This window comes from Pseudomonas akapageensis (assembly GCF_011355085.1).
Taxonomy (GTDB): domain Bacteria; phylum Pseudomonadota; class Gammaproteobacteria; order Pseudomonadales; family Pseudomonadaceae; genus Aquipseudomonas; species Aquipseudomonas akapageensis.
In genome coordinates this window covers 22117-42873 of sequence record NZ_VXCP01000011.1, presented here as the reverse complement: position 1 = coordinate 42873, position 20757 = coordinate 22117, and the positions used below count along the sequence as shown (strand labels likewise).

At 58.5% G+C, this 20757-nt stretch carries 16 protein-coding genes; 11 read left to right on the top strand and 5 right to left on the bottom strand.

The genetic code is table 11. The features are described from left to right. The first annotated feature begins 84 nt into the window (after nucleotides 1-84). Entirely contained in the window at nucleotides 85-1668 is a 1584-nt protein-coding gene (locus F2S13_RS09345) for an amidohydrolase (RefSeq protein ID WP_166360199.1), read from the top strand. Here the strand turns inward: F2S13_RS09345 and F2S13_RS09340 are convergent, their stop codons facing one another. From F2S13_RS09340 to F2S13_RS09330, 3 genes are read right to left on the bottom strand one after another with little or no spacing between them, the layout of a single operon-like run. After that, complete coding sequence (locus tag F2S13_RS09340; protein WP_166360198.1) at nucleotides 1669-3312, bottom strand: ATP-binding cassette domain-containing protein; 1644 nt, start codon at nucleotides 3310-3312, stop codon at nucleotides 1669-1671. A gap of 14 nt (nucleotides 3313-3326) precedes the next feature. Beyond that, on the bottom strand, nucleotides 3327-4688 hold the full coding sequence (locus tag F2S13_RS09335; RefSeq protein WP_166360197.1) for a DUF4135 domain-containing protein: 1362 nt from the start codon (nucleotides 4686-4688) through the stop codon (nucleotides 3327-3329). 46 nt (nucleotides 4689-4734) lie between these two features. Further along, nucleotides 4735-5175 carry a GNAT family N-acetyltransferase gene (locus tag F2S13_RS09330; protein WP_166360196.1) on the bottom strand — a complete coding sequence of 147 codons (441 nt, stop codon included), beginning with the start codon at nucleotides 5173-5175 and terminating at the stop codon, nucleotides 4735-4737. A gap of 543 nt (nucleotides 5176-5718) precedes the next feature. Between F2S13_RS09330 and F2S13_RS09325 the strand changes: the two genes are divergently transcribed. Further along, nucleotides 5719-6018, top strand: a complete 300-nt coding sequence (locus F2S13_RS09325; RefSeq protein ID WP_166360195.1) for a helix-turn-helix domain-containing protein — start codon at nucleotides 5719-5721, stop codon at nucleotides 6016-6018. Nucleotides 6019-6316: 298 nt separating this feature from the next. Here F2S13_RS09325 and F2S13_RS09320 read toward each other — a convergent pair whose 3' ends face one another. Then, nucleotides 6317-6607, bottom strand: a complete 291-nt coding sequence (locus F2S13_RS09320; protein WP_166360194.1) for a DUF3077 domain-containing protein — start codon at nucleotides 6605-6607, stop codon at nucleotides 6317-6319. 327 nt (nucleotides 6608-6934) lie between these two features. Then, nucleotides 6935-7606 carry a cysteine hydrolase family protein gene (locus F2S13_RS09315; RefSeq protein WP_166360193.1) on the bottom strand — a complete coding sequence of 224 codons (672 nt, stop codon included), beginning with the start codon at nucleotides 7604-7606 and terminating at the stop codon, nucleotides 6935-6937. Between the two features lie 235 nt (nucleotides 7607-7841). Between F2S13_RS09315 and F2S13_RS09310 the strand changes: the two genes are divergently transcribed. The 9 genes from F2S13_RS09310 to F2S13_RS09270 all read left to right on the top strand — a co-directional run bounded on the left by F2S13_RS09310 (nucleotide 7842) and on the right by F2S13_RS09270 (nucleotide 20752). Continuing rightward, nucleotides 7842-10091 carry a TonB-dependent siderophore receptor gene (locus tag F2S13_RS09310; RefSeq protein WP_166360192.1) on the top strand — a complete coding sequence of 750 codons (2250 nt, stop codon included), beginning with the start codon at nucleotides 7842-7844 and terminating at the stop codon, nucleotides 10089-10091. Between the two features lie 70 nt (nucleotides 10092-10161). Beyond that, a complete protein-coding gene (locus F2S13_RS09305; RefSeq protein ID WP_166360191.1) occupies nucleotides 10162-11181 on the top strand; it encodes a GNAT family N-acetyltransferase in 1020 nt (339 codons plus the stop codon). Between the two features lie 260 nt (nucleotides 11182-11441). Further along, nucleotides 11442-11645, top strand: a complete 204-nt coding sequence (locus F2S13_RS09300; protein WP_166360190.1) for an MbtH family protein — start codon at nucleotides 11442-11444, stop codon at nucleotides 11643-11645. Nucleotides 11646-11762: 117 nt separating this feature from the next. Further along, nucleotides 11763-13079: a lysine N(6)-hydroxylase/L-ornithine N(5)-oxygenase family protein gene (locus tag F2S13_RS09295; protein ID WP_166360189.1), complete on the top strand. Its 1317-nt coding sequence runs from the start codon at nucleotides 11763-11765 to the stop codon at nucleotides 13077-13079. Between the two features lie 43 nt (nucleotides 13080-13122). After that, on the top strand, nucleotides 13123-14775 hold the full coding sequence (locus F2S13_RS09290; protein WP_166360188.1) for a multidrug ABC transporter permease/ATP-binding protein: 1653 nt from the start codon (nucleotides 13123-13125) through the stop codon (nucleotides 14773-14775). Next, nucleotides 14772-16439, top strand: coding sequence for a multidrug ABC transporter permease/ATP-binding protein (locus F2S13_RS09285; RefSeq protein WP_166360187.1), 1668 nt, complete (start codon nucleotides 14772-14774; stop codon nucleotides 16437-16439). Before F2S13_RS09290 ends, F2S13_RS09285 begins: the two co-directional genes overlap by 4 nt. A gap of 44 nt (nucleotides 16440-16483) precedes the next feature. Continuing rightward, nucleotides 16484-18886: a penicillin acylase family protein gene (locus tag F2S13_RS09280; protein ID WP_166360186.1), complete on the top strand. Its 2403-nt coding sequence runs from the start codon at nucleotides 16484-16486 to the stop codon at nucleotides 18884-18886. Between the two features lie 118 nt (nucleotides 18887-19004). Next, on the top strand, nucleotides 19005-19721 hold the full coding sequence (locus F2S13_RS09275; RefSeq protein ID WP_343047377.1) for a thioesterase II family protein: 717 nt from the start codon (nucleotides 19005-19007) through the stop codon (nucleotides 19719-19721). 53 nt (nucleotides 19722-19774) lie between these two features. Then, nucleotides 19775-20752: a TauD/TfdA family dioxygenase gene (locus F2S13_RS09270; protein ID WP_166360261.1), complete on the top strand. Its 978-nt coding sequence runs from the start codon at nucleotides 19775-19777 to the stop codon at nucleotides 20750-20752. The last annotated feature ends 5 nt before the right edge of the window (nucleotides 20753-20757 follow it).

Genomic DNA, 20757 nt, shown 5'->3' with positions numbered 1-20757 from the left:
ATTCGATTGATGTAATTGTTAGCTCACCAATACTAGGGGCTTCGGGACACCGTTTAGTCTGAAGAGTATTTGGGAGCAAGCCGCATGCAGTCGCAGAAAAAATTTGCCCTGGATTGGGTCGACCACAACCGCCAACAGCTGTCGGACTGGCACCAGATCATCTGGCACTACGCGGAACCGGCGTTTCGCGAGTACAAGTCCTGTGCCTGGTATGTGGAGCTGTTGCGCAAGGAAGGCTTTACGGTCGAAGAGGGCAGCGGTGGCATGCCGACCGCCTTCTGCGCCACCTTCAGCAATGGCCAGGGGCCGGTGCTTGCGACCTACGCCGAGTACGACGCGGTCCCCGGCAATTGCCAGGCGGCCGCCACGCGCAAGATGCCGCGTGAAGGGCTGTCGCGCTTTGCTCCGGGGCACACGGACCCGCACTCGGCGCTGGGCATCAGCGCGCTGGGCGGGGTGCTGGCAGCCAAGGCGGCGATGCTCGAATTCGGTATTCAGGGCACGATCAAATTCTTTGGTGAGCCCGCGGAAAAGCTTCGTGCTTCCAAGCCGGTGCATGCCGCCAAGGGTTATTACAATGACCTCGATGCCGCCATCAGCTTTCACCCCACGTACATGCTGCCGCTGAACAACACCACTACCTGGGATACCCACTGCGGCATTGCCTACGCCTATATCTACAGTTTCACCTGCGAGGATCCGGAGAACTGGATCGCCGCCGATCGCTACAGCCCGATTCCGCAGAACCATCTGGCCGCACGGGCACCCGGCGCCAACGATGCGCTGATGCACTTCTACAACCTCAACGAAAGCCTGCGCCGTTCCACCCTGCCGTTCACCGGGTTGTGGAGTTATAACGAGGCGATCCTGACCGCCGGCCAGGCCACGGCGGATAACCTGCCACCGCACTTGTCGCAGATTCAGTACCTGCTGCGTTGCGATTCTATCGAACAGGCCGAAACCATTTCCCAGGTGATGGACAACAACGCTGCCGCGGCGGCCATGGCCACCGGTTGCAAGTGGAAGAAAACCTGGGTGTGCAAATCCCGTGGTGGCTTGCCCAATCACGTGCTGGCGCAGGCGACCTACGACAACCTGGCCAGCGTCGGTGCGCCGCGCTGGGGTGAGGAGGCTTGCGAGATTGCCCGGGAAATCCAGAGCAATCTGGGACTGGAGCCGATGGCCGAGCCGTTTCTGCCAGCCACCGAGCAATTGATCGAGCCGCAGGAATGCGAGCGTCAGATGCGCCTGCAGATGCCTGCATGGCAGAAGTACCTGACCTCCGACGACTACCCCGAATACACCTGGCATTGCCCGACCGTGCGCCTGCTGGTGGCACGCCCCATGCTCTCGGCGCCGGCCGGCCATGTGTACCCCGACTGGGTGTCCAACGCCTTGGGCGGTATCCGCCAGACCATCGACCCGATGATCGAAGTGGCTTCGAAAACCATCGCCACGACCTTGCTCGATCTTTTCTGCGATGCCGATTTGCTCGATGCGGCCAAGGCTGAATTCAATGAGCGCACCGGGGGTGGCATCGGTGGCGAGCACTGGCAGGCGCCGTTGCTGCCGGCGGATTTCCAGGCACCCCATCGTTTTCGCTGGCCGGAATACATCCGCACTGTGCGTGGCGAGGAGTGGTGGATTCCGGCGCGGGATGACGAGTGATCAAGTGAGATCATGCTGTGCGCTCCCATGGGAGCGCCAGTTTGGTAGCACCACCTCGTGGTCGACCGGGATGGGACATATCGGCTTGTGCGTAACGACAAAGAGCGTTGTGTTGATTGGAATGGAACTCAGTATGTGAGCCCAGACAAGTGGCTCCGTCTGCACGTCGAGCGAATTGGTGGCTTCGTCCATAAACAGAATTCTGGGCTTTCTAAGCAGGCTCCTGACTATCGCCAGCCACTGTCTCTCGCCAGCGGACAGTTCGTCGATCGAGTCGTCGGTCTTCAGGGCTCGGTTGCCGAAGTGGTTGCTCCAAAGGTCCAATGTTTGCTGCACGGTCGAGGGGTGGATGGCAGGGCACCCCAGGGCGATATTTTCAAATACGCTGCCCTTCACCCATTCGACCTGCGCGCTCAGGTAATGGACATCATGCTGGGCGACAGCTTCAGCATCGATGATTTTTTTGTAGACTCTGCGCAGGTAAGTCGACTTACCAGCACCTGACGGGCCGACCAGCCTTATGCGTCTGCCAATTCCTATGAGAAGAACATCCGCTTTCTGCGCATAGGTCGTTTCGTGAGTCAAAACCACCCTGGACCATGCTGCTTTGTCGACGGTGAATTGCTCTTGTGCAGATCGTTGCACCAGATCATCCAGCAGTTCGTAGCCTGCAGATATGGAAATCAAACCATGTTGAATGTTGTTGATGGCTGCTGACGCTCCTGTGATAGGTGTCAGTACTCGTTCAAGATAGACCACGAGTAAAAATAACTGACTCGCCGAAATGGCGTCCAATGTGATCAGCCAGCCAGCCCATGCGAACACGAGCATATAGGCTACGCAAATGCTGAGTGTCAGATAGCTCGCACGTTTATATTTATGCAAGAAAAGAATCTTGTATTCATTTAGAGATTTTTCGATCAAGCGGCTGAGGCGGTATTTGAAAAATCGGCTGGCTTGCATCTCGCGGTTCATTTTCGAGTTGGCTAGAATATCGCCGCAATAGGCGAGTACCTCGTTGTCCGCGTCATAAGAACTGTGTCCGTATTGGATCTCTTTGGTGCGGCCGATGCCGGTTGCGATGTACAGCACGAAGGCCCCGATCAGGAAGTAAGCAATGAAGCTCGCGCCAATGATCGTGTAGACGATCGCCATTACAATGAGGATTTCGATAATGGCAGGAAAAATAACGACCACAAGCCCGTGCAACACCGACATCAAACCTATCTGCATTTTGCTGAGGATGGCAGTTCTCTCTGAAACCTCGCTCGCACTTTCTGAAAAGCCATTGTTGATTTTGTAGGTGCCGGTGATCCGCTCGACAATCGATGTGCAATATATATAGGTCGCCGAATACAGAACCGAATTGACCACCACCCAGCGTAAATCAATGACTGCCTGGCCCAGAAAACGTAGCAGTATGAAGGCCGCAATATAGTATGTGGCTTCTGTCCCTTGGCTATAAGCGCTGGAAATCGCCTCGATTACTTTCGCTATCGCAATGGGTGCCAGTGCGCTCAGTATCACACCGAGGACCATTATAAAAACGATCAGTCTGACTTTGGTTTTATGAGCGAGAATGAAGTCATGGATAACATCGGTATAAATTTTACTGAGGATAAGTTTTATGCTTTTGTTTTTCATGGGGCTACCAAATTTTACAGATGCTCTTCAATGAGTTTGGATAACGACTCAAGGTCCGTGATGGAAAATGTATCGATTGCATTCCTGATTCGAGTCTCCAAGTCAGTAATTTCCGGTGAGACCATTGCGATCCCGCTACGATGCATGATTTTTCTGCCGGAAGGACATGCCCAGAAAAAGGGAATGTCTGCGTGGATGATGTCATTTATTTCTTTTTCGATTAGCGCGTCGTCAATATTTGATATGAGCGATCCGGATCTGCAGAAACTGGAAAGTGTGGATTCTGCATAATCTTCAAATTTTAGCGTCTGATTAGGAGTGTAGATCCGGTCTATTACGGTTTTGTAGTGTGCGGTGGTTCTGATCAAAAGCCTTGTTTTCAGTTTGGATATGATGGCTGGGTTTGCTGATTGAATAATGCTGAGTTTGTGGTCTGCAATTAGTTTGTAAGTGGCTGCAAAACCGGAAAGTATATGTTTCTTGTACATCTCAATTTCAATGATTTCGCCTTTTGGGTTTTTTATTCTGTTGTCAAAAACCAGGTTTTTTTGTATGTATTTTATATTTTTATTTTTGTCGAGGTGCAACTCCAGGTTTGAGACTTCGGCATCGCCGCCTTTGATTCCAGAAAGGGATCTCTTGGGGGCGACCAAGCCTGTGTTAAGCAATCGAAAAGCACTGCTGCTCATCGCGCCATAGAAGTGGTAAAACATGCACTCGGTATCGATGATGTACGGGTGCCCATCATCGGCTAAGACGTTTTCAAAGTGCAGATCTGTGATCTGCAAAAAATAAGATAGGCACAAATGAATACCTAGCGAGTACCCATAGTTCTCGATCTTTTTTTTACAGGCGACCTTTGTGTTTTCCAGGTAAGGTGTTATCTGATAGCTAAGTAGATCGTCGTGTTCAATGTTCAGTGCGGGTGCTGGGAACTCCAGAGCTTGGTGTATATAGTCCAGGCAGTGGTTGTAAAGAAGAGAGGCTCGCGGATCTGTCAGTTTTAGCACAACTCTTTCGTTGCTGTTTTTCAGAATGACTGGACGCTGCCCGCCATTGTGGCTGTCGCCATTAAGGAAGCTGATTTGGTATTTTTCGTTTTTTCTTTTGGAATGCAAAATGTCGCTGAGTCTAGAGTAAAACAAGCTTAGTGTCTTAGCTCGCCCTATAAGCTTATTTTCAATAAACGCATGATATTGCGAGTCGGGCTTGGGTCCTATCAGGAGAGCGTGCTTGTAGGAAAATGCTAGTTTTTTAAGGTCTTGCTCGGCTGCTTTAAGGAAGGAGGTTGGATCGATTTGGTCTCTCTTGTATTTTGATATCTCGCGCCATAGAAGTCGGAGGGCGGTATTTTCTGGGTTTGTTTTTGGGTTCATTTCAATACCCTCAGTGAGATTTTTTTTTGGCTCGGGCTCTTGTGTGTTAGTGTGTGATGGGTCTTCCTGATTTAAGATACGGCTTTCTGCTGCACGCAAATAATTTCGGCTTTTTGCTAAGTCCTTGCTTTTCTAAAAAGCGCTCCATTCCGATAAAGCCACAAGTGAATATAGCTGTGTGATTAAAGCGTGTCGTGATCGCCTCTAGCAATTTGTCCGCAAGGCCCGTTCCACGGAGCTCTGAGGAGACACAAATCTCAGCGATATAGGTGGTGATGAAGTCGTCACTAAAAACTCGTGCCACTCCTAATACTTTTCCGGTGTCGCTGTCAGTTGCGAAGAATCCGATTGAGGTGGAGGCGAATAATTTGTTCATGTTGTTTGATGCGAGAAGCTCGCTCATGTCTCCAAACTTGCAGCTATCATAGAGTTTGGCGAGTTCTTCGTTGCTTATATTGGTTCGGTCCATGCTTATGAGAATATTCATTGTAATTTCCTTGAGGCAGCCACGGTTGCCCGTGGCTGTTCCTGGTGTGGTGAGTTATTTAAAAGTTAAAGGTAGTGGCATGTGCCGGTCGCGCAGCACTTGGATGTCGATGCGCTGAGCGGCGATGCTGCACTAGGATCAGTATAAATCGCGGGGTCGGTGTAGTAAGTGAAGTGTTTGTCCAGGTCTGTATAAATAGAGGGTTGAATGACAGTGTTTTCAGCTGTGTGACGTTTTGATACGATTGTTGAGATGTCCATAAGTTATTCCTTGTTGAAGTGTTACATTTTGAATTGCTGTTTGTACCTCCGTCAGGAAAGCATCGCGTATGATCCGGGCGGAGTATCACGTCGTCGATAAAGCTGGTGGCGAAGTGATGTTTGAAACTTAACACTGGTTCAGGGTATGTCCAGTGATATCTGGCATATATACACATGCTGTTTCAAATTGTTTGAGTCGAAAGTGTGGGGTGTTTTTTAAATTTTTGTATGTGGTGAATGTCTTGTTTCATTAATTTGCTTGTTTTGAAAAAATAATTTCAATATGAAAAAGAAAACAATATTTTCATCCGCGGAATGTCCGGCCATGCTTGTGTCGCTTGGGGAACGGTTGACACTCGCACGAAAGCGACGCCACATGACTGCGGAACAAATGGCCAATCGAGCGGGGTTGTCTGTTCCCACGCTCAGGGCCTTGGAGCGCGGACGTGCCGGAGTCGGTATCGGTGCTTATCTTGCGGTTTTGACTGTGCTGGGCTTGGAAAAAGATATTGAACTGATTGCCCGGTTTGATGAGGTTGGGTATCAGCTACAAGATATGCGGCTGCGGGCTAAAAAGCGTTGAGCCGGGCTTTTTCAGTACAGAAGTCGGGATTTGCGGGGGGAGGCGCTCCAGTACAGGAGTGGTGGATTCCGGCGTGGGATGACGAGTGATCAAGCGGGATCATGCTGCGTGCTCCCGGGGGCAGCACCAGCGTAAAGGTCTCATTTTTAGCAGTGGCGGCCACCCCTCACCCCAACCCTCTCCTCAAGGGGGAGAGGGGGCCGATTTGTGTTGGCTGCAGCAAATCTTTCAATCTCACGAGATCAGCTCCCTCTCCCCTCTGGGGAGAGGGTTGGGGTGAGGGGTGGGTTCACCTCAGTCAGACTTGCATACCATCCAGCACTGCATCCACCAGCGCCTTGGCCATCTCCGCGCTATGCAGGCTGGACCAGAGCAAACCATTGTGCTCCAGGCTATTTCCCTGCTGACAACAGGCATTGGTGCTGTCGCAAACCCCACGCAACAACAACGACGCATGCACCAGGGCATCTTCGGCGGCAATGCCATCGCGCACAGCGAACAAGGGCGCGTGGCCTGCATCGCAGGTGCCGAATGGGGTGGTGGAGGTTTTACCGAGGGAGAAAGGTGGGTCGGGGGTGATCTTTTTCATTATTCTGCTCCTAGATCCAAACATCGGAGCTGCCACTTAGCCTTTCTCACAAGTCAGGGTGGCAGCCGTACGCGGGGTGAGAAAACCGAGGGAACAGAAACCCGGCCAGACCGAAGTCTGCCCACGTACGGCCGCCATGAAGCTGCTGCCACTAAGTTCCTGTTCGGGTTTCTCACACCCGGCCGCTGTTTTCAGCGACCGAGTGAAGTTAGCCCCCCGACCTGGATCGGACAATCATCCCGAGGCGACAGCGCGCGCAGGATAATTCCTAAGATGATTTGTCGATAGATCGATGATGGTAACGGGATGTTTTACAGTCGCTCCCTGTCAGACCGTTTTAAAACGCGACAAGCACTCGATCACTTCCCGACTTCCCGCCACAGTCCCGAAAATCCCATTCTCCACGGTCACCATGTAAATGGCGGCTTCGTGCGCGTATTGATCGCCGCTGGCGCAGGCGTCTTCGATCAGCAGGTTCTGATAATTGCGGTCCTGTGCTTCGCGCATGGTCGTGCTGACGCACACATCCGTGGTGCAGCCGGTGAACAGCAGATGGGTGATGCCTTTGGCCCGCAGCACATGATCGAGCTCCGTATAGGTAAACGCGCCGTTGGCGGTTTTGTCGATGATGACGTCGTCCGGGCTGACATTGATTTGCGGATCGATTTCGAAACCCGGAGACCCGCGCAGCAATACGTTGGTGTTATCCAGACCCGATTGGGTGCGGCGCCACTTTTCGTAGGGGGTCATGTCGGCCATGTCGGCGCGATAGCCCTGGCGCGTATGGATGATCAGACAGCCGATCTTGCGTGCAGCCTCGATGACGTCGTTGACGATGGGGATGATTTTGCGAACGGACGCCGGGTCATATCCCATCTTCGCGAAGTAGCCATCGTGGGAGATGAAATCGATCTGCATATCGATGACCAGCAATGCGGTCTTGCCGGGTTCGAAGTTGCCATCGTAGGGGTAATTGAATGGGCGAGCGGTAATCGACATGCCGGTGCTTCCTTTGCTTGTTGTTTGCCCCCGATTCTAGCCTCGGCTGCCCGAGTTGCGTACCCATCCTGCCGATTTCCCCTCCCTCCATCCTGCTGTGTTGCAGGCCGCCGGTGCCAAGACCTATAGGACGTTTCGTTCATTTGCGTAAGAAGAGTGTTTCACGTTAGCGTTCTCATATGTAAACTATTCTCAATACCAAAAATCAGCAGCGTTTACAGGGGCGGGGAGCGTAATGAAATTGGGGTTGAGAGTGGGGAAGCAGGCACGCAAGCACGGCGTCGGAGCAATCACTTCACATTGGCTGGGGTTGGGTGCGGCGACGGCATTGAGCTCGCTGCTGCCATTGGCTGTAGTCCACGCGCAAGACGGTGCCGATAAAAGCACCAAGGACTATGTCGAGCTGGCACCCTCGTCCGTAAAGGCCAACGCTGTCGAAGACACCGGCTACGTCGCCAAGGAGGCGCCGGGTATCACCAAGAGCAATGTGCCGCTGATCGAGAACCCGCAATCGGTGACCGTGGTCACGCGCAAGCAGATGGATGCGCAGGATGCGCAGAACCTCAGCGAAGCCTTGCGCTACACCGCCGGTGTCAACTCTGAACCCTTCGGTGCGGACAACCGCAACGACTACATCTATATCCGCGGTTTCGACCAGTCCAACGACGGCCTGTTTCTCGATGGGCTGAACCTGCTCAACCGCAACTACGGCATGTGGCGCGTCGACCCCTACAGCCTCGAGAGCGTGGAAGTGGTGCGCGGCCCGAGCTCCGTCCTGTTCGGTCAAAGCTCGCCGGGCGGCCTGGTCAACCAGGTCAGCAAGCGTCCGACCGAGGTGCCTATCCACGAGGTCAGGGCTGAGTACGGCAGCTACGACAAGAAAATCGGTGCGTTCGACATCGGCGGCAAGCTGGATGACGACGGCCGCTTCCTCGGCCGTCTGACGGCGCAGGTCAAGGATGGCTCGACGCAGATCGACCATGTGGATGAAGACAGCTGGTTCATCGCGCCGGCGCTGACCTGGAATATCAACGATGACACCTCGCTGACAATCCTCACACAGGTTCAGCATGAGCGACTGGGCTCGGTGTTCCAGTACCTGCCGTATGAGGGCACTGTCAAAAAGAACCCGTTGGGTCGCTATGATGCCGATCTGTTTGTCGGTGAGCCGGACTTCGACCACTTCGATCGCGATCAGGAAAGCATCGGTTACAGCTTCGATCACGCGTTCAACGATGTCTGGAGCTTCAAGCAGAACTTCCGCTATCGCCATTTGAAGCTGGACTACAAAACTGTCTTCGGCCTGGGGTATTTCAACCCGGCGCCGACGGCGGACCTGGCACCGGAAGATTTTGCCCAGGGGTTCCGCGGTGCATTGACCTCCAAGACCAAGGTCACCGGCTGGGCGCTGGATAACCAGTTCCTGGCGCAGTTCAACACCGGTGCCGTGGAGCACAACGTGACCATGGGCGGTGACCTGCAATACACCACCTACGACATCTTCAACCAGAGCAGCCCGGGCGGCGACCCGAACCCGTTCGATTTCTTCAATCCGGTTTACGGCAACTTCACGCCGAGCGATCTGGAAACGACCAACGACTTGACCAGCGATGTGCGTCAGTTGGGCGCCTACCTCCAGGATCAGTTCAAGGTCGACAAGTTCGTCTTCACTCTGGGTGGTCGGGTCGACTGGGCGCGCGTGACGCAGGATGTCAACGGCGGCACGGGTGTCTTCGAGGCGAGCAATCCGGCGGGTAGCGCTGAGCGCAACGACCGGAAGGCCACCGGGCGCGCGGGTGTGGTCTATCTCGCTGACAACGGTCTGGCACCGTACTACAGCTACTCGCAATCCTTCGCTCCGACCGTGGGCCTGACCACCGAGATCATGAAGCCCACCACCGGTGAGCAGCATGAAGTCGGTATCAAGTACCAGCCGAGGGGGTCGAACAGCTCCGTCACCTTGTCGGCCTTCGACTTGCGCAAGCAGGACGTTCCGACCCTCGATCCTAACGACCCGACCGGTCAGCGCCAGATCCAGATCGGCGAAGTCAAATCTCGCGGTGTCGAGCTGGAAGCGATTGCCAGTTTCAGCGATGAGTTCAACGTGATCACCAACCTGACCTACAACAAGGTCGAGATCACCAAGGACACCAACTTCGAAGGCAACCGTCCGTTCAACGTGCCGGAGAAAATGGGCTCGATCTGGGCCGACTACACCTTCCAGAGCGGCGAGGTCAAAGGTCTGGGCTTCGGCGCCGGTGTGCGCTACGTCGGTTCGAGCTTCGGTGACGACGCCAACCGGCTGGATATCCCGGGCTACACCCTGGTCGACGCCATGGTTCATTATCAACTGGAAAACTGGCGCGTGCAGTTGAACGCCAAGAACGTTTTCGACAAAGAGTATGCCACCTGCCAGAACGGCGAATTCCGCTGCAACTACGGCTACCCGCGCATGATCTCCACGTCCGTGTCCTACGACTGGTAAGCGTCTTTCCCAAAACTTCGCCCCCTCCTGAACCGAGGGGGCGAGCCCATCAGCCAAGCTTGGTGTCGTCATGACTTCATCCCTTTTATCCCTCCTTCAGGCGGATGGCCGCCGGCTGTCCGTGCAGCAGCAGGGTGAGCAATTGCACATTGATTTCGAAGGCCGCTTCCTGGGTTCGCTCATGGTGGCCACGGGTACCGAACGCGCTCGCCTGGTGCTGCAGCCGTGCGAGGTCGCGCAGGTCAAGGAGCTGACATTGGCCGCGTTGCACGCGGCATTCCTGGTTCACCCGGTGCGTGAAATCGCGCTGTCGGTTCCGGGGCAGGCACAGGTCGGCATTCTGTTGCGCGAGGGCGTGGTGGTTCACGCCCAGGCCGACGACGCGCTGATTTGCCCGCAGCATTTATTCCGCCAGCACCCGCAGTCCTGGCTGGCGTATCCGCCTTCCAGTCAATATCCGTTGCAGTACCGGTTGAGCAATGGCAAGCGCCATCCACAACGGGCGCCGCGGCAAAGCGGCACTGTGTACCGGCGTTATGTCCCGGAAATCGAAGCAACGATTTCGTTGCGCACCCTCGACCCGCAGCACGATCTTGAGGTGTTCAGCCATTGGCAGAATGACCCGCGCGTGGCAGCGTTCTGGGAAATGACCGGCAGCCAGCAAGAGCATCGCGAGTATCTGGATACCTTGTTGGCGGACCCCAAGGTGCATCCGCTGATCGGCTGTTTCGATGATGAGCCTTTCGGCTATTTCGAAGCCTATTGGGCACGAGAGGACCGGATCGCACCTTACTACGATGTGGACGATTACGACCGTGGCATCCATATGCTGGTTGGCGAGCAACGCTTCCGTGGTGCTCATCGGATCGGCGCCTGGCTGCCGGCGCTGGCGCACTTCCTGTTTCTCGATGATGCCCGCACCCAGCGTGTCGTCGCCGAGCCGCGTGCCGACAACGCGAAGATGATCGACTATTTGCAGCGCACCGGTTTCTACCGTGAGAAGGAATTCGACTTCCCGCACAAACGCGCCGCGATGATGATCCTGCCCCGTGAAGTGTTCTTTGCCGATGCGCCGAACCATGGCGTGTGAAGCGCTTCACTCGTTCCCACGCTGACTCGTTCCCACGCTCTGCGTGGGAATGCATCCTGCGACGCTCCGCGTCGACGCTGGAGCGTCTGGCACTGTATTCCCACGCAGAGCGTGGGAACGAGAGACGAGCGCGCGGAGTTTTGCTTTCGCTTCTTAAATTAAAATCATTCTCATTCGTCAATTCCTCGACAAGCCAAAACAGGTTGTAGGCAGATGCCTACGATTTGGTCAGCTGATTCCGCTCGACAGGAAGGAACAATATGAGTTTCGACAGTGAAAATGCCGTCTTCATCGTGGTCGTCAATGGTGAGCAGCAGTATTCCATCTGGCCCGAATACAAGGCGATTCCCGAGGGCTGGCAGCCTGCCGGCAAGCGCGGTCTGCGCCAGGAATGCCTGGCCCACATCGCCAGCGTCTGGACCGATATGCGGCCGCTGAGCCTGCGTCAGCAAATGGCCAACTGATCGATCGTTGACCACTTGGAATTGGCGGGCGGATGCGTTTGCGTCCGTCCCACGTATCACAACCTCCACCACCGGCCGGAGTCGGTAGCGCGGGGGAGCACCAAGAGGGAGCTCATCATGGAACTGCTGCAAATGGCCAAGCGCCTGGATGTCGCCGGGATCGGCGTCGGCCCTTTCAATCTGAGTCTGGCCGCGCTGCTGGCCCCTCAGGCCCAGCTCAACAGCTGCTTCTTCGAGCGCAGGCCGCGTTTCGACTGGCACTCCGGGATGATGTTGCCCGGCACCTACATGCAGACCTCCTACCTCAAGGACATGGTCACGCCGGTGGACCCGAGCAGCCGCTACGGGTTCCTGAACTACCTGGTCGACAAAGGTCGTTTCTACCGTTTCATCAATGCCGAATACACCAATGTGCGCCGCGTCGAATACGCTGACTACATGCGCTGGGTGTCCGAGCAATTGCCCAATGTCGCGTTCTCCAGCGAAGTGCAGGAAGTCACCTTTGACGGTCATGACTTCGTCATCGGATTTGCCAATCGTCCTTCATTGAAAGCTCGCCACATTGTGGTGGCGACCGGCTTGCTGCCACACGTTCCGGAGTGGGGGCGGATGCTCAACGGCGAGCATTGCCAGCACAGTCATGGCTACATGCATGCGCAGCATTCGCTGGCCGGCAAGCGAGTGACAGTAGTCGGCGGCGGCCAGAGTGGTGCGGAGATTTTCCTCGATGTGCTGTCCGGGCGCCGAGGCGTGGTGTCCGAGCTGAACTGGATCACGCGCCGGGCCAATCTCGAGCCGCTGGACGAGACGCCGTTCACCAACGAGTACTTCTCCCCAGATTATGTGCGCGAGTTCTACGCGTTGCCTGAAGCCGACAAGCGTCGCCTGGTGGTTCAGCAGAAGCTGGCGGGCGACGGGGTATCGCCGGTCACGCTGCGTGAGGTTTCCCAGGCGCTGTACGAGAACGAATTCTTCAATAAGCAGTCGGTGCAGGCGCGTATTCTGCCGCAGCGTGAAGTGGTGGCCATGCAGCGTCACAACGGGCATTTCCAACTCACTAACCACAATGGCTTCAATGGCACCCGCGAACGTCTCGATAGCGATGAGGTGATTCTTGCCACCGGTTATCAGCAGACCATGCCCAAGTGCATTGCGGCCCTGGTTCCGCGCCTGGCCCATGATGCGGAAGGTGGTCTGTTGCTCAATCAGGATTATTCCGCGAAGTGGGATGGCCCGGCCGGCAACCGTATCTATGTCCAGAATGCCGGCCGCTTCACCCATGGCATTGCCGATCCGCAACTGAGCCTGGCGGCCTGGCGTTCGTCGGTGATCATCAACAGCCTCGCGGAAAAACCGCTGTACGCCACAACGCCCGTACCACCGCCGTTGACCTGGAGCCACGCGCGCGACGACGGTCGACAGGCTCGGGCATAACGCCGCTGACAGCGGAGTTTCAAACAAAGCCAAGGGAGGATGAATGGGGTTGCTAGGGCTGATCTACCGGCAGTACCGCTGGCCGTTGTTATGGGTGTTGCTATTGAGTGCGGCCAGCGCGGTGTTGAATGTCGGCGTCATCGCCTTCATCAAGAGCCGTCTGATGGATGCCGAGGGTGCTGCCGCAGGTGCGATGCTTGCATTCGCTGGCCTGCTGGCGCTGCTGTTCGCGTTGAGTTTCGGCGTGCAGGCCTTCATCGCCAACCTTGGGCATCGATTCGTCCATGGCTTGCGCCGCAGGCTGGTCAAGCAGGTGCTGGACTCGGATGTCGATCGCCTCGAAAGCCTGGGCAGTGCGCGTCTGCTGGCGAGCCTCAGTGGCGATGTACAGAAGATCACCATCGGCTTTATCAACCTGCCGGAGATTGTCTACGGCTCGACCCTGACCCTGGTCGCCTTTGGCTACCTGGCGTGGCTGTCGCTACCGCTGTTCGGCGCAACCCTGGCCTGGCTGACCTTGATGGTGGTTGTCAGCCAGCAACTGATGCGCCGCACCCAGGCGCACATGCGCCAGTTGCGTGAAGCCGACGACGCGCTGCACGAGCACTACCGTGCAGTGATCGAAGGGCGGCAGGAACTGGCGCTGAATCGCACGCGGGCGCAGCACCTCTACGAGCAGGAATACCTCGCCAGTGCCTCTGATTATTTCCATCATGTGGTGCGCGCCGATACCTTTCACTGGTCCAACAGCAACTGGGTCAACTGCATGATCCTGGCCAGTGTCGCGCTGGTTTTTGCCCTGCTGGGTGGTTATGGCTGGGCCGACTACACCGTGGCTTCGACCTTCGCCCTGGTGATCCTGTTCGTGCGCGCGCCCCTGGTGTCGAGCATGGCGGCGATTCCGAACCTGTTGGGGGCGAACGTGGCGCTGGACAAGGTCAACGCACTGCAACTGCAACCCTGGCGGAAAGGTTTCGACCTGCCGGCTGCCACGGCTTTCGAGGGTTGGCAGCGCCTGCAACTGGATGGGGTGGCTTACCGCTACCTGTCCGAAGACGGTTCGGGCTTTGTCGTAGGCCCGCTGGATCTGACGTTGCAGCGCGGCGAGCGGGTGTTCCTGATCGGTGGCAATGGCAGCGGCAAGTCCACGCTGGCGCGGCTGATCACGGGCCTGTATCGGCCCGGCACAGGTTGCCTGCGGGTCGATGGCCGAGAACTGGGCGACCAGGATGTCGCGGCCTATCAGCAGTTGTTCAGTACGGTGTTTACCGACTTTCACCTGTTTCGCCAGCTCCTTGGCGTGGCGGGCGCGGATGCGCCTGAAGGCGCCATCCAGGCATGGCTGGCGCTGTTGCGCATGGACAGGAAAGCGCGCATCGAACACGCGCGCTTGCTCGATCTTCAGTTGTCCCAGGGCCAGCGCAAGCGCCTGGGCCTGTTGCTGGCGGTGCTGGAAGGGCGGGGCGTGCTGTTGCTCGACGAGTGGGCCGCCGATCAGGATCCGGCCTATCGCCGCGAGTTTTATCAGCAGCTCTTGCCACGCTTGAGCGAGCAAGGCGTGACCGTTATTGCGATCACCCATGACGATCATTATTTCCACCTCGCCGACCGGCTCCTGAAGATGGAAGGCGGACGACTCTACGAATTGCCGGTGCCGGCCGCAGGCCAGGCACAGGCCGGGATACCTTTGCCATGAAGTTGATGCGAATGCTCTTTGGGCGCCATCCGGGGCTCGCCGTGGCCATCAGTCTGCTGAGCATATCGAGTGCGGCCATCGGCGTCGGGGTTATTGCGTTCATCAACCTGCGCCTGGCCCAGCCCGGTACGGCATTGGGGCCGGCCCTGGTGCAGTTCGCCGGGTTGTTGCTGGCGTTGCTGGCCTCGGGCGTGATCGCGCAGATCGGCATGACCAGCCTGGGGCACCGTGGCGTACTGATCCTGCGCAATACCCTGCTCAAACGGATTCTCGACACCTCCCTGGCGCGCCTGGGCACCCTGGGGCCGTCGCGAATCCAGGCGAGTCTCAGCGCCGACGTGCAGATGCTGTCGGTGGCCTTCGTGCGATTGCCGGTGGTGATCCACGGTGCGCTGCTGAGCGTTGCCGCGAGTGCCTACCTGGCCTGGCTGTCATTGCCCCTGTTCCTGGCGACCCTGGCCCTTATCGGGTCTGCGCTGCTGGTGGCCTGGCGGTTGCTTGGCATCACCCACCGTGAAGTGGCGAGCGCCCGGGAGGCGGCCGATCAGTTGTACGACAGCTATCGCGCGGTGCTCGAAGGGCGTAAGGAGTTACGCCTGAACCGTCATCGGGCGCAAAAGGTCTATGAGGAAGAGTTCGAACGCAGTGCATGCGCCGACCGCCGTCACCAGGCGCGTGCCGACCTGTTCTACAGCGCCTACAGCAACTGGATCAGCGTCATGCTGCTGGCAGCCATTGGCTTGAGTTTTTTCCTTGCCAATCACTTTGGCTGGGCGGACAACGCCGTCGCCACCACCTTCGCCGTGACCCTGTTGTACCTCAGTGCGCCACTGGGCCTGGTGGTCGGTGCGATGCCGGGGATCATTTCCGGTAATGTCGCATTGGCCAAGCTCGACAGTCTGGAGCTGGCTCCGTACCAGGAGGGTTTTGCCTTGCCTCAGGCACTGCCTGCCGACTGGCAGAGCCTCACCCTGGAAGACGTGCACTACCGTTATGGCGAGCGCGATGGTGAAGCAGGGTTTGCAGTGGGGCCCTTGAATCTGACCCTGCAGCGCGGCGAAGTGGTGTTTCTGATCGGTGGCAACGGCAGTGGCAAGTCGAGTATGGCGCGCCTGCTGTGCGGCTTGAGCGTGCCGGACAGCGGGCGGATTCTGTTCGATGGCCAGCCGCTGGATGCCGCGCAGATGCCCGCGTACCGGCAATTGTTCGCGGCAGTGTTTTCCGACTTTCATCTGTTCGCCCAGTTGCTCGATGGCGCGGGCGCAACCGCCGATTCGACGCTGGTGGCGCAATGGCTGGAGCGCCTGGCCCTTGGCGACAAGGTCAAGCCTGTGAATGGACGCCTGCCGGGTACGGCGTATTCCCAGGGCCAGCGCAAGCGCCTGGCGCTCATGCTGGCTGCGCTGGAGCAGCGTCCCGTGTTGCTGCTGGACGAATGGGCGGCCGACCAGGACCCGGAATATCGCCAGCTGTTCTACGTCGGCTTGCTTGAGTACCTGCGCAGCACCGGCAAGACGGTATTCGCCATTACCCACGACGAACGCTATTTCCACCTCGCCGACCGCCTGTTGAAGATGGATGCAGGCCAGCTCGTCGAACTTCAGGGGCTTTCCCGGGCCCGCGCTTCTCTCGATGCCGTGGCGGCGCTCAGTTCAGCAGACTGAGTGCGTCCGGTGCCTGCCTATCGATCAGTTGAAACGGAAGCCCCATGATTTATCTGAAACGCTTGGTCATCTTCCTGCTGGCGGCGTTGTTGCTGCTGGCTGGCACCTGCGCGGTTTATGCCTGGCGCTCGCTGCCGCAAACCGCCGGCGAAGTATCGGTGAACGGGTTGTCCGCCGCGGTCGACGTGGTGCGCGATGCCGACGGCGTTGCGCACCTGTTCGCGAAAACCTCGGCCGATGCCTATTTCGCCCTCGGCTACGTGCATGCCCAGGACCGGATGTGGCAGATGGAAATGAACCGGCGCATGGCCAGCGGCACACTGGCAGAGGTGTTCGGTGCCAAGGTCTTGCCCAGTGACCGCTTGTTCCGCACCCTTGGCTTGCATGCCATCGCCGAACGCAACCTGGCGGCGCTGGACGCCGGTACCCGGGCGACGCTGGAGGCCTACAGCAAAGGCGTCAATGCGTACCTGGCCGAGCACCCGGTGTTGGCGCCGGAGTTCGTGATTGCCAGCTTTCGTCCAGGGCCCTGGCAGCCCGCTGACTCATTGGCGTTTTTCCGGCTCATGGCCTGGCGCATGGCGGGCAATGTCTGGGATGAATTGGCCACCGCGCAGTTGAGCCAGCAGTTCAGTCCCGAGCAGGTGGCCGAACTGATTCCGTCCTATCCCGGTGACCAGCGCCCGGCACTGCCGGACCTCAAGCAACTGTACGCAGGCGCAGGCAGTCCATGGGCCGGGCTGCTGGCGGCCTTCCCCGAGCGCCAGCCGGTGGGCATCGGTTCCAACAGCTGGGCGCTGGCCGGCAGCCGTACCGACAGCGGCAAGCCGCTGCTGGCCAACGATCCGCACCTGATGCTCAGTGCGCCGACCCTGTGGTACCTGGCGCAACTGCATGCGCCGGGGCTGGACGTGATCGGCGCGACATTGCCAGGCATGCCGGGGGTGATTCTGGGGCGCAACCAGAACGTCGCCTGGTCGTTCACCAATACCCATTCGGACGTCGCCGACCTGTATCTGGAAAAGCAGCTGCCCGGCGACACCAGCCGTTACCTGACCCCTGAAGGCAGTGCCGCTTTCGGCGTGCGCGAAGAGCGCATCCGGGTCAAGGATGGCGACGATGTGCTGCAACGCGTGCGCAGCACTCGCCATGGTCCGGTGATTTCCGATGTGCTGGAGCGTGCCGGTACCCTGGCAGGCGAGGGCAGCGTGATGGCGCTGGACTGGGTCGGCCTGCGCGATGACGACCTGTCCCTGCAATTCCCGCTCAAGGCGGCCCTTGCTGCCGACGGTGCGGGCCTGCTGGCCGCCACCCGGGATTTCCATTCGCCACAGCAGAACATCGTCTATGCCGACAACGCCGGCAGCATCGGTTTTATCGCCGCTGGCCGGGTGCCGCAACGGCAAGCAGGCAACGACCTGATGGGCCGTGCGCCGTCGCCGGGTTGGGATGCACGCTACGACTGGCAGGGTTTCATCCCCTTCGACGCCTTGCCGCAACAGCTGGACCCGGCCAATGGCGAGCTGGTCACCGCAAACCAGAAGATCACGCCACCGGGCTATGACCGCTGGATCACGTCCAACTGGGTGCTGCCCTATCGTTCCGGGCGTATTCATGACCTGCTGGCCGAGGCGGGCGTCCATTCCCGTGAAGATATGCAGCGCATGCAAATGGATGCCAGCAACCCGGTTGCCCGGCAGTTGCTGCCGCTGATGCTGCAGGTTCCCACTCAGGATCCGCGAGCCGCCGAGGCTGTGCAGCGTCTTGCCAGATGGGATGGCGCAATGCTGCGTGCCCGCGCCGAGCCGCTGATCTATGCCGAGTGGCTGCGCCTGTTCACCGAGCGCCTGTACGCCAAACGCCTGGGCGAGTTGTACGAGCAGATCGGCGAGCACAATCCTGCCTTCATCGCCAATGTACTGGCCGACCGCGCAGGGGCGAGCCGTTGGTGTGCCGAAGCCCTGGACGAATCGGATGGGGCCGGTGCCTGCCGGCGCTTGCTGAGCGAAAGCCTGGTGCAGGCACTGGACAATCTGAGTCAGAAGTACGGCAGCTCCATGGACAGCTGGCATTGGGGGGATGCGCACAAGGCCTTGTCCCGTCATGCGGTGTTCGGCAACGTGCCGCTGCTGTCGCATTTGTTCAACCTGAGCATCGCCAACGACGGTGGCCGCGACACGGTGAACTACGCCGGTTACTACTACGACCAGGCCAGTGGCCTGTACCTGGACGATGTCGGGCCGGGCCTGCGTGCGGTGTACGACCTCGATGATCCGCAAGCTTCCGGTTTCATTCTCAGTAGCGGCCAGTCCGGCAATCCCTTTTCATCGCACTATGGCGACATGCTCGAAGGCTGGGCCAATGGTCGCCTGGTGCCGATGATCAGCGAGCGGCAGCGCCTGGAAAAACAAGCGCATCGCACTTTGGTACTGGCGCCGAGTCCCTGATTCTGCGATCGGTTGTTTGTTGTAAACTATTCTCATTGTCATTCGTCTTCTCTGCATAACCTGTCGATACACGCTCATTTTTCGTGATGCGTCGTCGACGATTGGTGGAGAAGACTCAGTGGTAAAACTCTTCTGTTTCCCTTATGCCGGGGCCAGCGCTCAGTTCTATGCGCGCTGGCGCCGTGGCTTGCCGGCGTGGCTCGATGTGCGGCCGGTGGAGCTGCCTGGCCGTGGTGCTCGCTTTGGCGAGCCATTGCACGAGCAACTCATGCCCCTGGTCGAACAGCTCGTCACCGAGTTGCGCGCCGATATCCACACGCCCTACGCCTTTTTCGGTCACAGCATGGGCGCCTTGATTGCCTTCGAGGTGACCCATGCCCTGCGCCGGCATGGCCTGCCGCAGCCCGAGCAGTTGTTCCTTTCCGGCGCCAGTGCGCCGGGTCACCGGGATGATGAGCGCTACGCCCGGCTGGACACCGACGCCGGACTGGTCGACGAGCTGCGCCGGCTCGGTGGTACTGCCGCAGAAGTCATTCACAGCCCCGAACTGATGGCCATGGTGCTGCCGGTATTGCGCGCCGATTTCCGCCTGTGCACCGGTTACGGTCCGGTGCACAGGCCACCCCTGACGTGCGCCCTGCACGTTCTGGGTGGTGATGGCGACTACATGGGCGCAGCTGCCCTGCAGGCCTGGCGCTCCGAGACTCGCGGCACCTTCAGTTGCACCTCGTTCGTGGGTGACCACTTCTTTTTGCACGCTCGCGAAGCCCAGGTACTCGATCACCTGTGCACACGCTTGGCGCGGTTGCGGCGTGCCGAACGGGTTTGCGGATGAATCAGCAGGCCGCCGAGACGGCTTTCAAGAGGATTACACAGATGCACGAGCGTATGGGTTGCACCGATTGGGGCGTCAACGTCCAGGAATTGATTCCCGGCCAGAGCCTGCCGCTATTGATCACCCCGCAGCAGGAGGGGACACCGCTGATGGCCAACTTCGCGGCCCTCGGCGAAGTGGCCGGCGCGCGCCTGGAGCAGGCCGGCGGTTTGCTGTTTCGCGGTTTCGAAGTCAATGGCATCGAGGAATTCCAGGGGTTCGCGGCGGCGTTCGGGCATCCGCTGCTCAGTTACGAATTCGGCTCCACGCCGCGCAGCAAGGTGTCGAGCGGAATCTACACCTCCACCGAATACCCCAGGCACCAACACATCCCCTTGCACAATGAGCAGGCCTACACCCGCGAGTGGCCGATGCGCATCTGGTTCTACTGCGCCCAGGCCGCGACCGTCGGCGGCGCCACGCCGATTGCCGACAGCCGCGAAGTCTACCGGCGCATCGATCCGCGCCTGCGCGAGCAGCTGGTCAGCCGCGGCCTGCGTTATGTGCGCAACTTCGGCAACGGCCTGGATGTGGCCTGGGAAGACGTTTTCGGCAGCGCCGACAAGGCCCATGTCGAGCGCTATTGCCGCGCCCATGGCGTGACCTGCGAGTGGAAGGATGACGGCGAGTTGCGCACCAGCCAGGTCTGCCAGGTGACCGCGGTGCATCCGCGCACCGGCGACAACGTCTGGTTCAACCAGGCGCACCTGTTCCATGTCTCCAACCTGCCGGCGGAGGTACGCGCCTCGTTGTTGGAGGTGGTCGACCCCGAGGACCTGCCACGCAACGTGTACTACGCCGACGGTTCGCCCATCGAGGACAGCCTGCTCGACGAAGTGCGCGGCGTGCTCGCCGAGCAGGAGATCAGCTTCCCCTGGCAGAACGGCGACATCCTCATGCTCGACAACATGCTGACCGCCCACGCCCGCCATCCGTTCGAGGGGCCGCGCAAGGTGGTGGTGGCCATGGCTCAGGGACACAGCGCCGATTGAGCGCT

Coding starts and splice junctions, on each gene's coding strand:
- F2S13_RS09345 (WP_166360199.1), top strand. CDS start 85: ATGCAGTCGCAGAAAAAATTTGCCCTGGATTGGGTCGACCACAACCGC.
- F2S13_RS09340 (WP_166360198.1), bottom strand. CDS start 3,312: ATGAAAAACAAAAGCATAAAACTTATCCTCAGTAAAATTTATACCGAT.
- F2S13_RS09335 (WP_166360197.1), bottom strand. CDS start 4,688: ATGAACCCAAAAACAAACCCAGAAAATACCGCCCTCCGACTTCTATGG.
- F2S13_RS09330 (WP_166360196.1), bottom strand. CDS start 5,175: ATGAATATTCTCATAAGCATGGACCGAACCAATATAAGCAACGAAGAA.
- F2S13_RS09325 (WP_166360195.1), top strand. CDS start 5,719: ATGAAAAAGAAAACAATATTTTCATCCGCGGAATGTCCGGCCATGCTT.
- F2S13_RS09320 (WP_166360194.1), bottom strand. CDS start 6,607: ATGAAAAAGATCACCCCCGACCCACCTTTCTCCCTCGGTAAAACCTCC.
- F2S13_RS09315 (WP_166360193.1), bottom strand. CDS start 7,606: ATGTCGATTACCGCTCGCCCATTCAATTACCCCTACGATGGCAACTTC.
- F2S13_RS09310 (WP_166360192.1), top strand. CDS start 7,842: ATGAAATTGGGGTTGAGAGTGGGGAAGCAGGCACGCAAGCACGGCGTC.
- F2S13_RS09305 (WP_166360191.1), top strand. CDS start 10,162: ATGACTTCATCCCTTTTATCCCTCCTTCAGGCGGATGGCCGCCGGCTG.
- F2S13_RS09300 (WP_166360190.1), top strand. CDS start 11,442: ATGAGTTTCGACAGTGAAAATGCCGTCTTCATCGTGGTCGTCAATGGT.
- F2S13_RS09295 (WP_166360189.1), top strand. CDS start 11,763: ATGGAACTGCTGCAAATGGCCAAGCGCCTGGATGTCGCCGGGATCGGC.
- F2S13_RS09290 (WP_166360188.1), top strand. CDS start 13,123: ATGGGGTTGCTAGGGCTGATCTACCGGCAGTACCGCTGGCCGTTGTTA.
- F2S13_RS09285 (WP_166360187.1), top strand. CDS start 14,772: ATGAAGTTGATGCGAATGCTCTTTGGGCGCCATCCGGGGCTCGCCGTG.
- F2S13_RS09280 (WP_166360186.1), top strand. CDS start 16,484: ATGATTTATCTGAAACGCTTGGTCATCTTCCTGCTGGCGGCGTTGTTG.
- F2S13_RS09270 (WP_166360261.1), top strand. CDS start 19,775: ATGGGTTGCACCGATTGGGGCGTCAACGTCCAGGAATTGATTCCCGGC.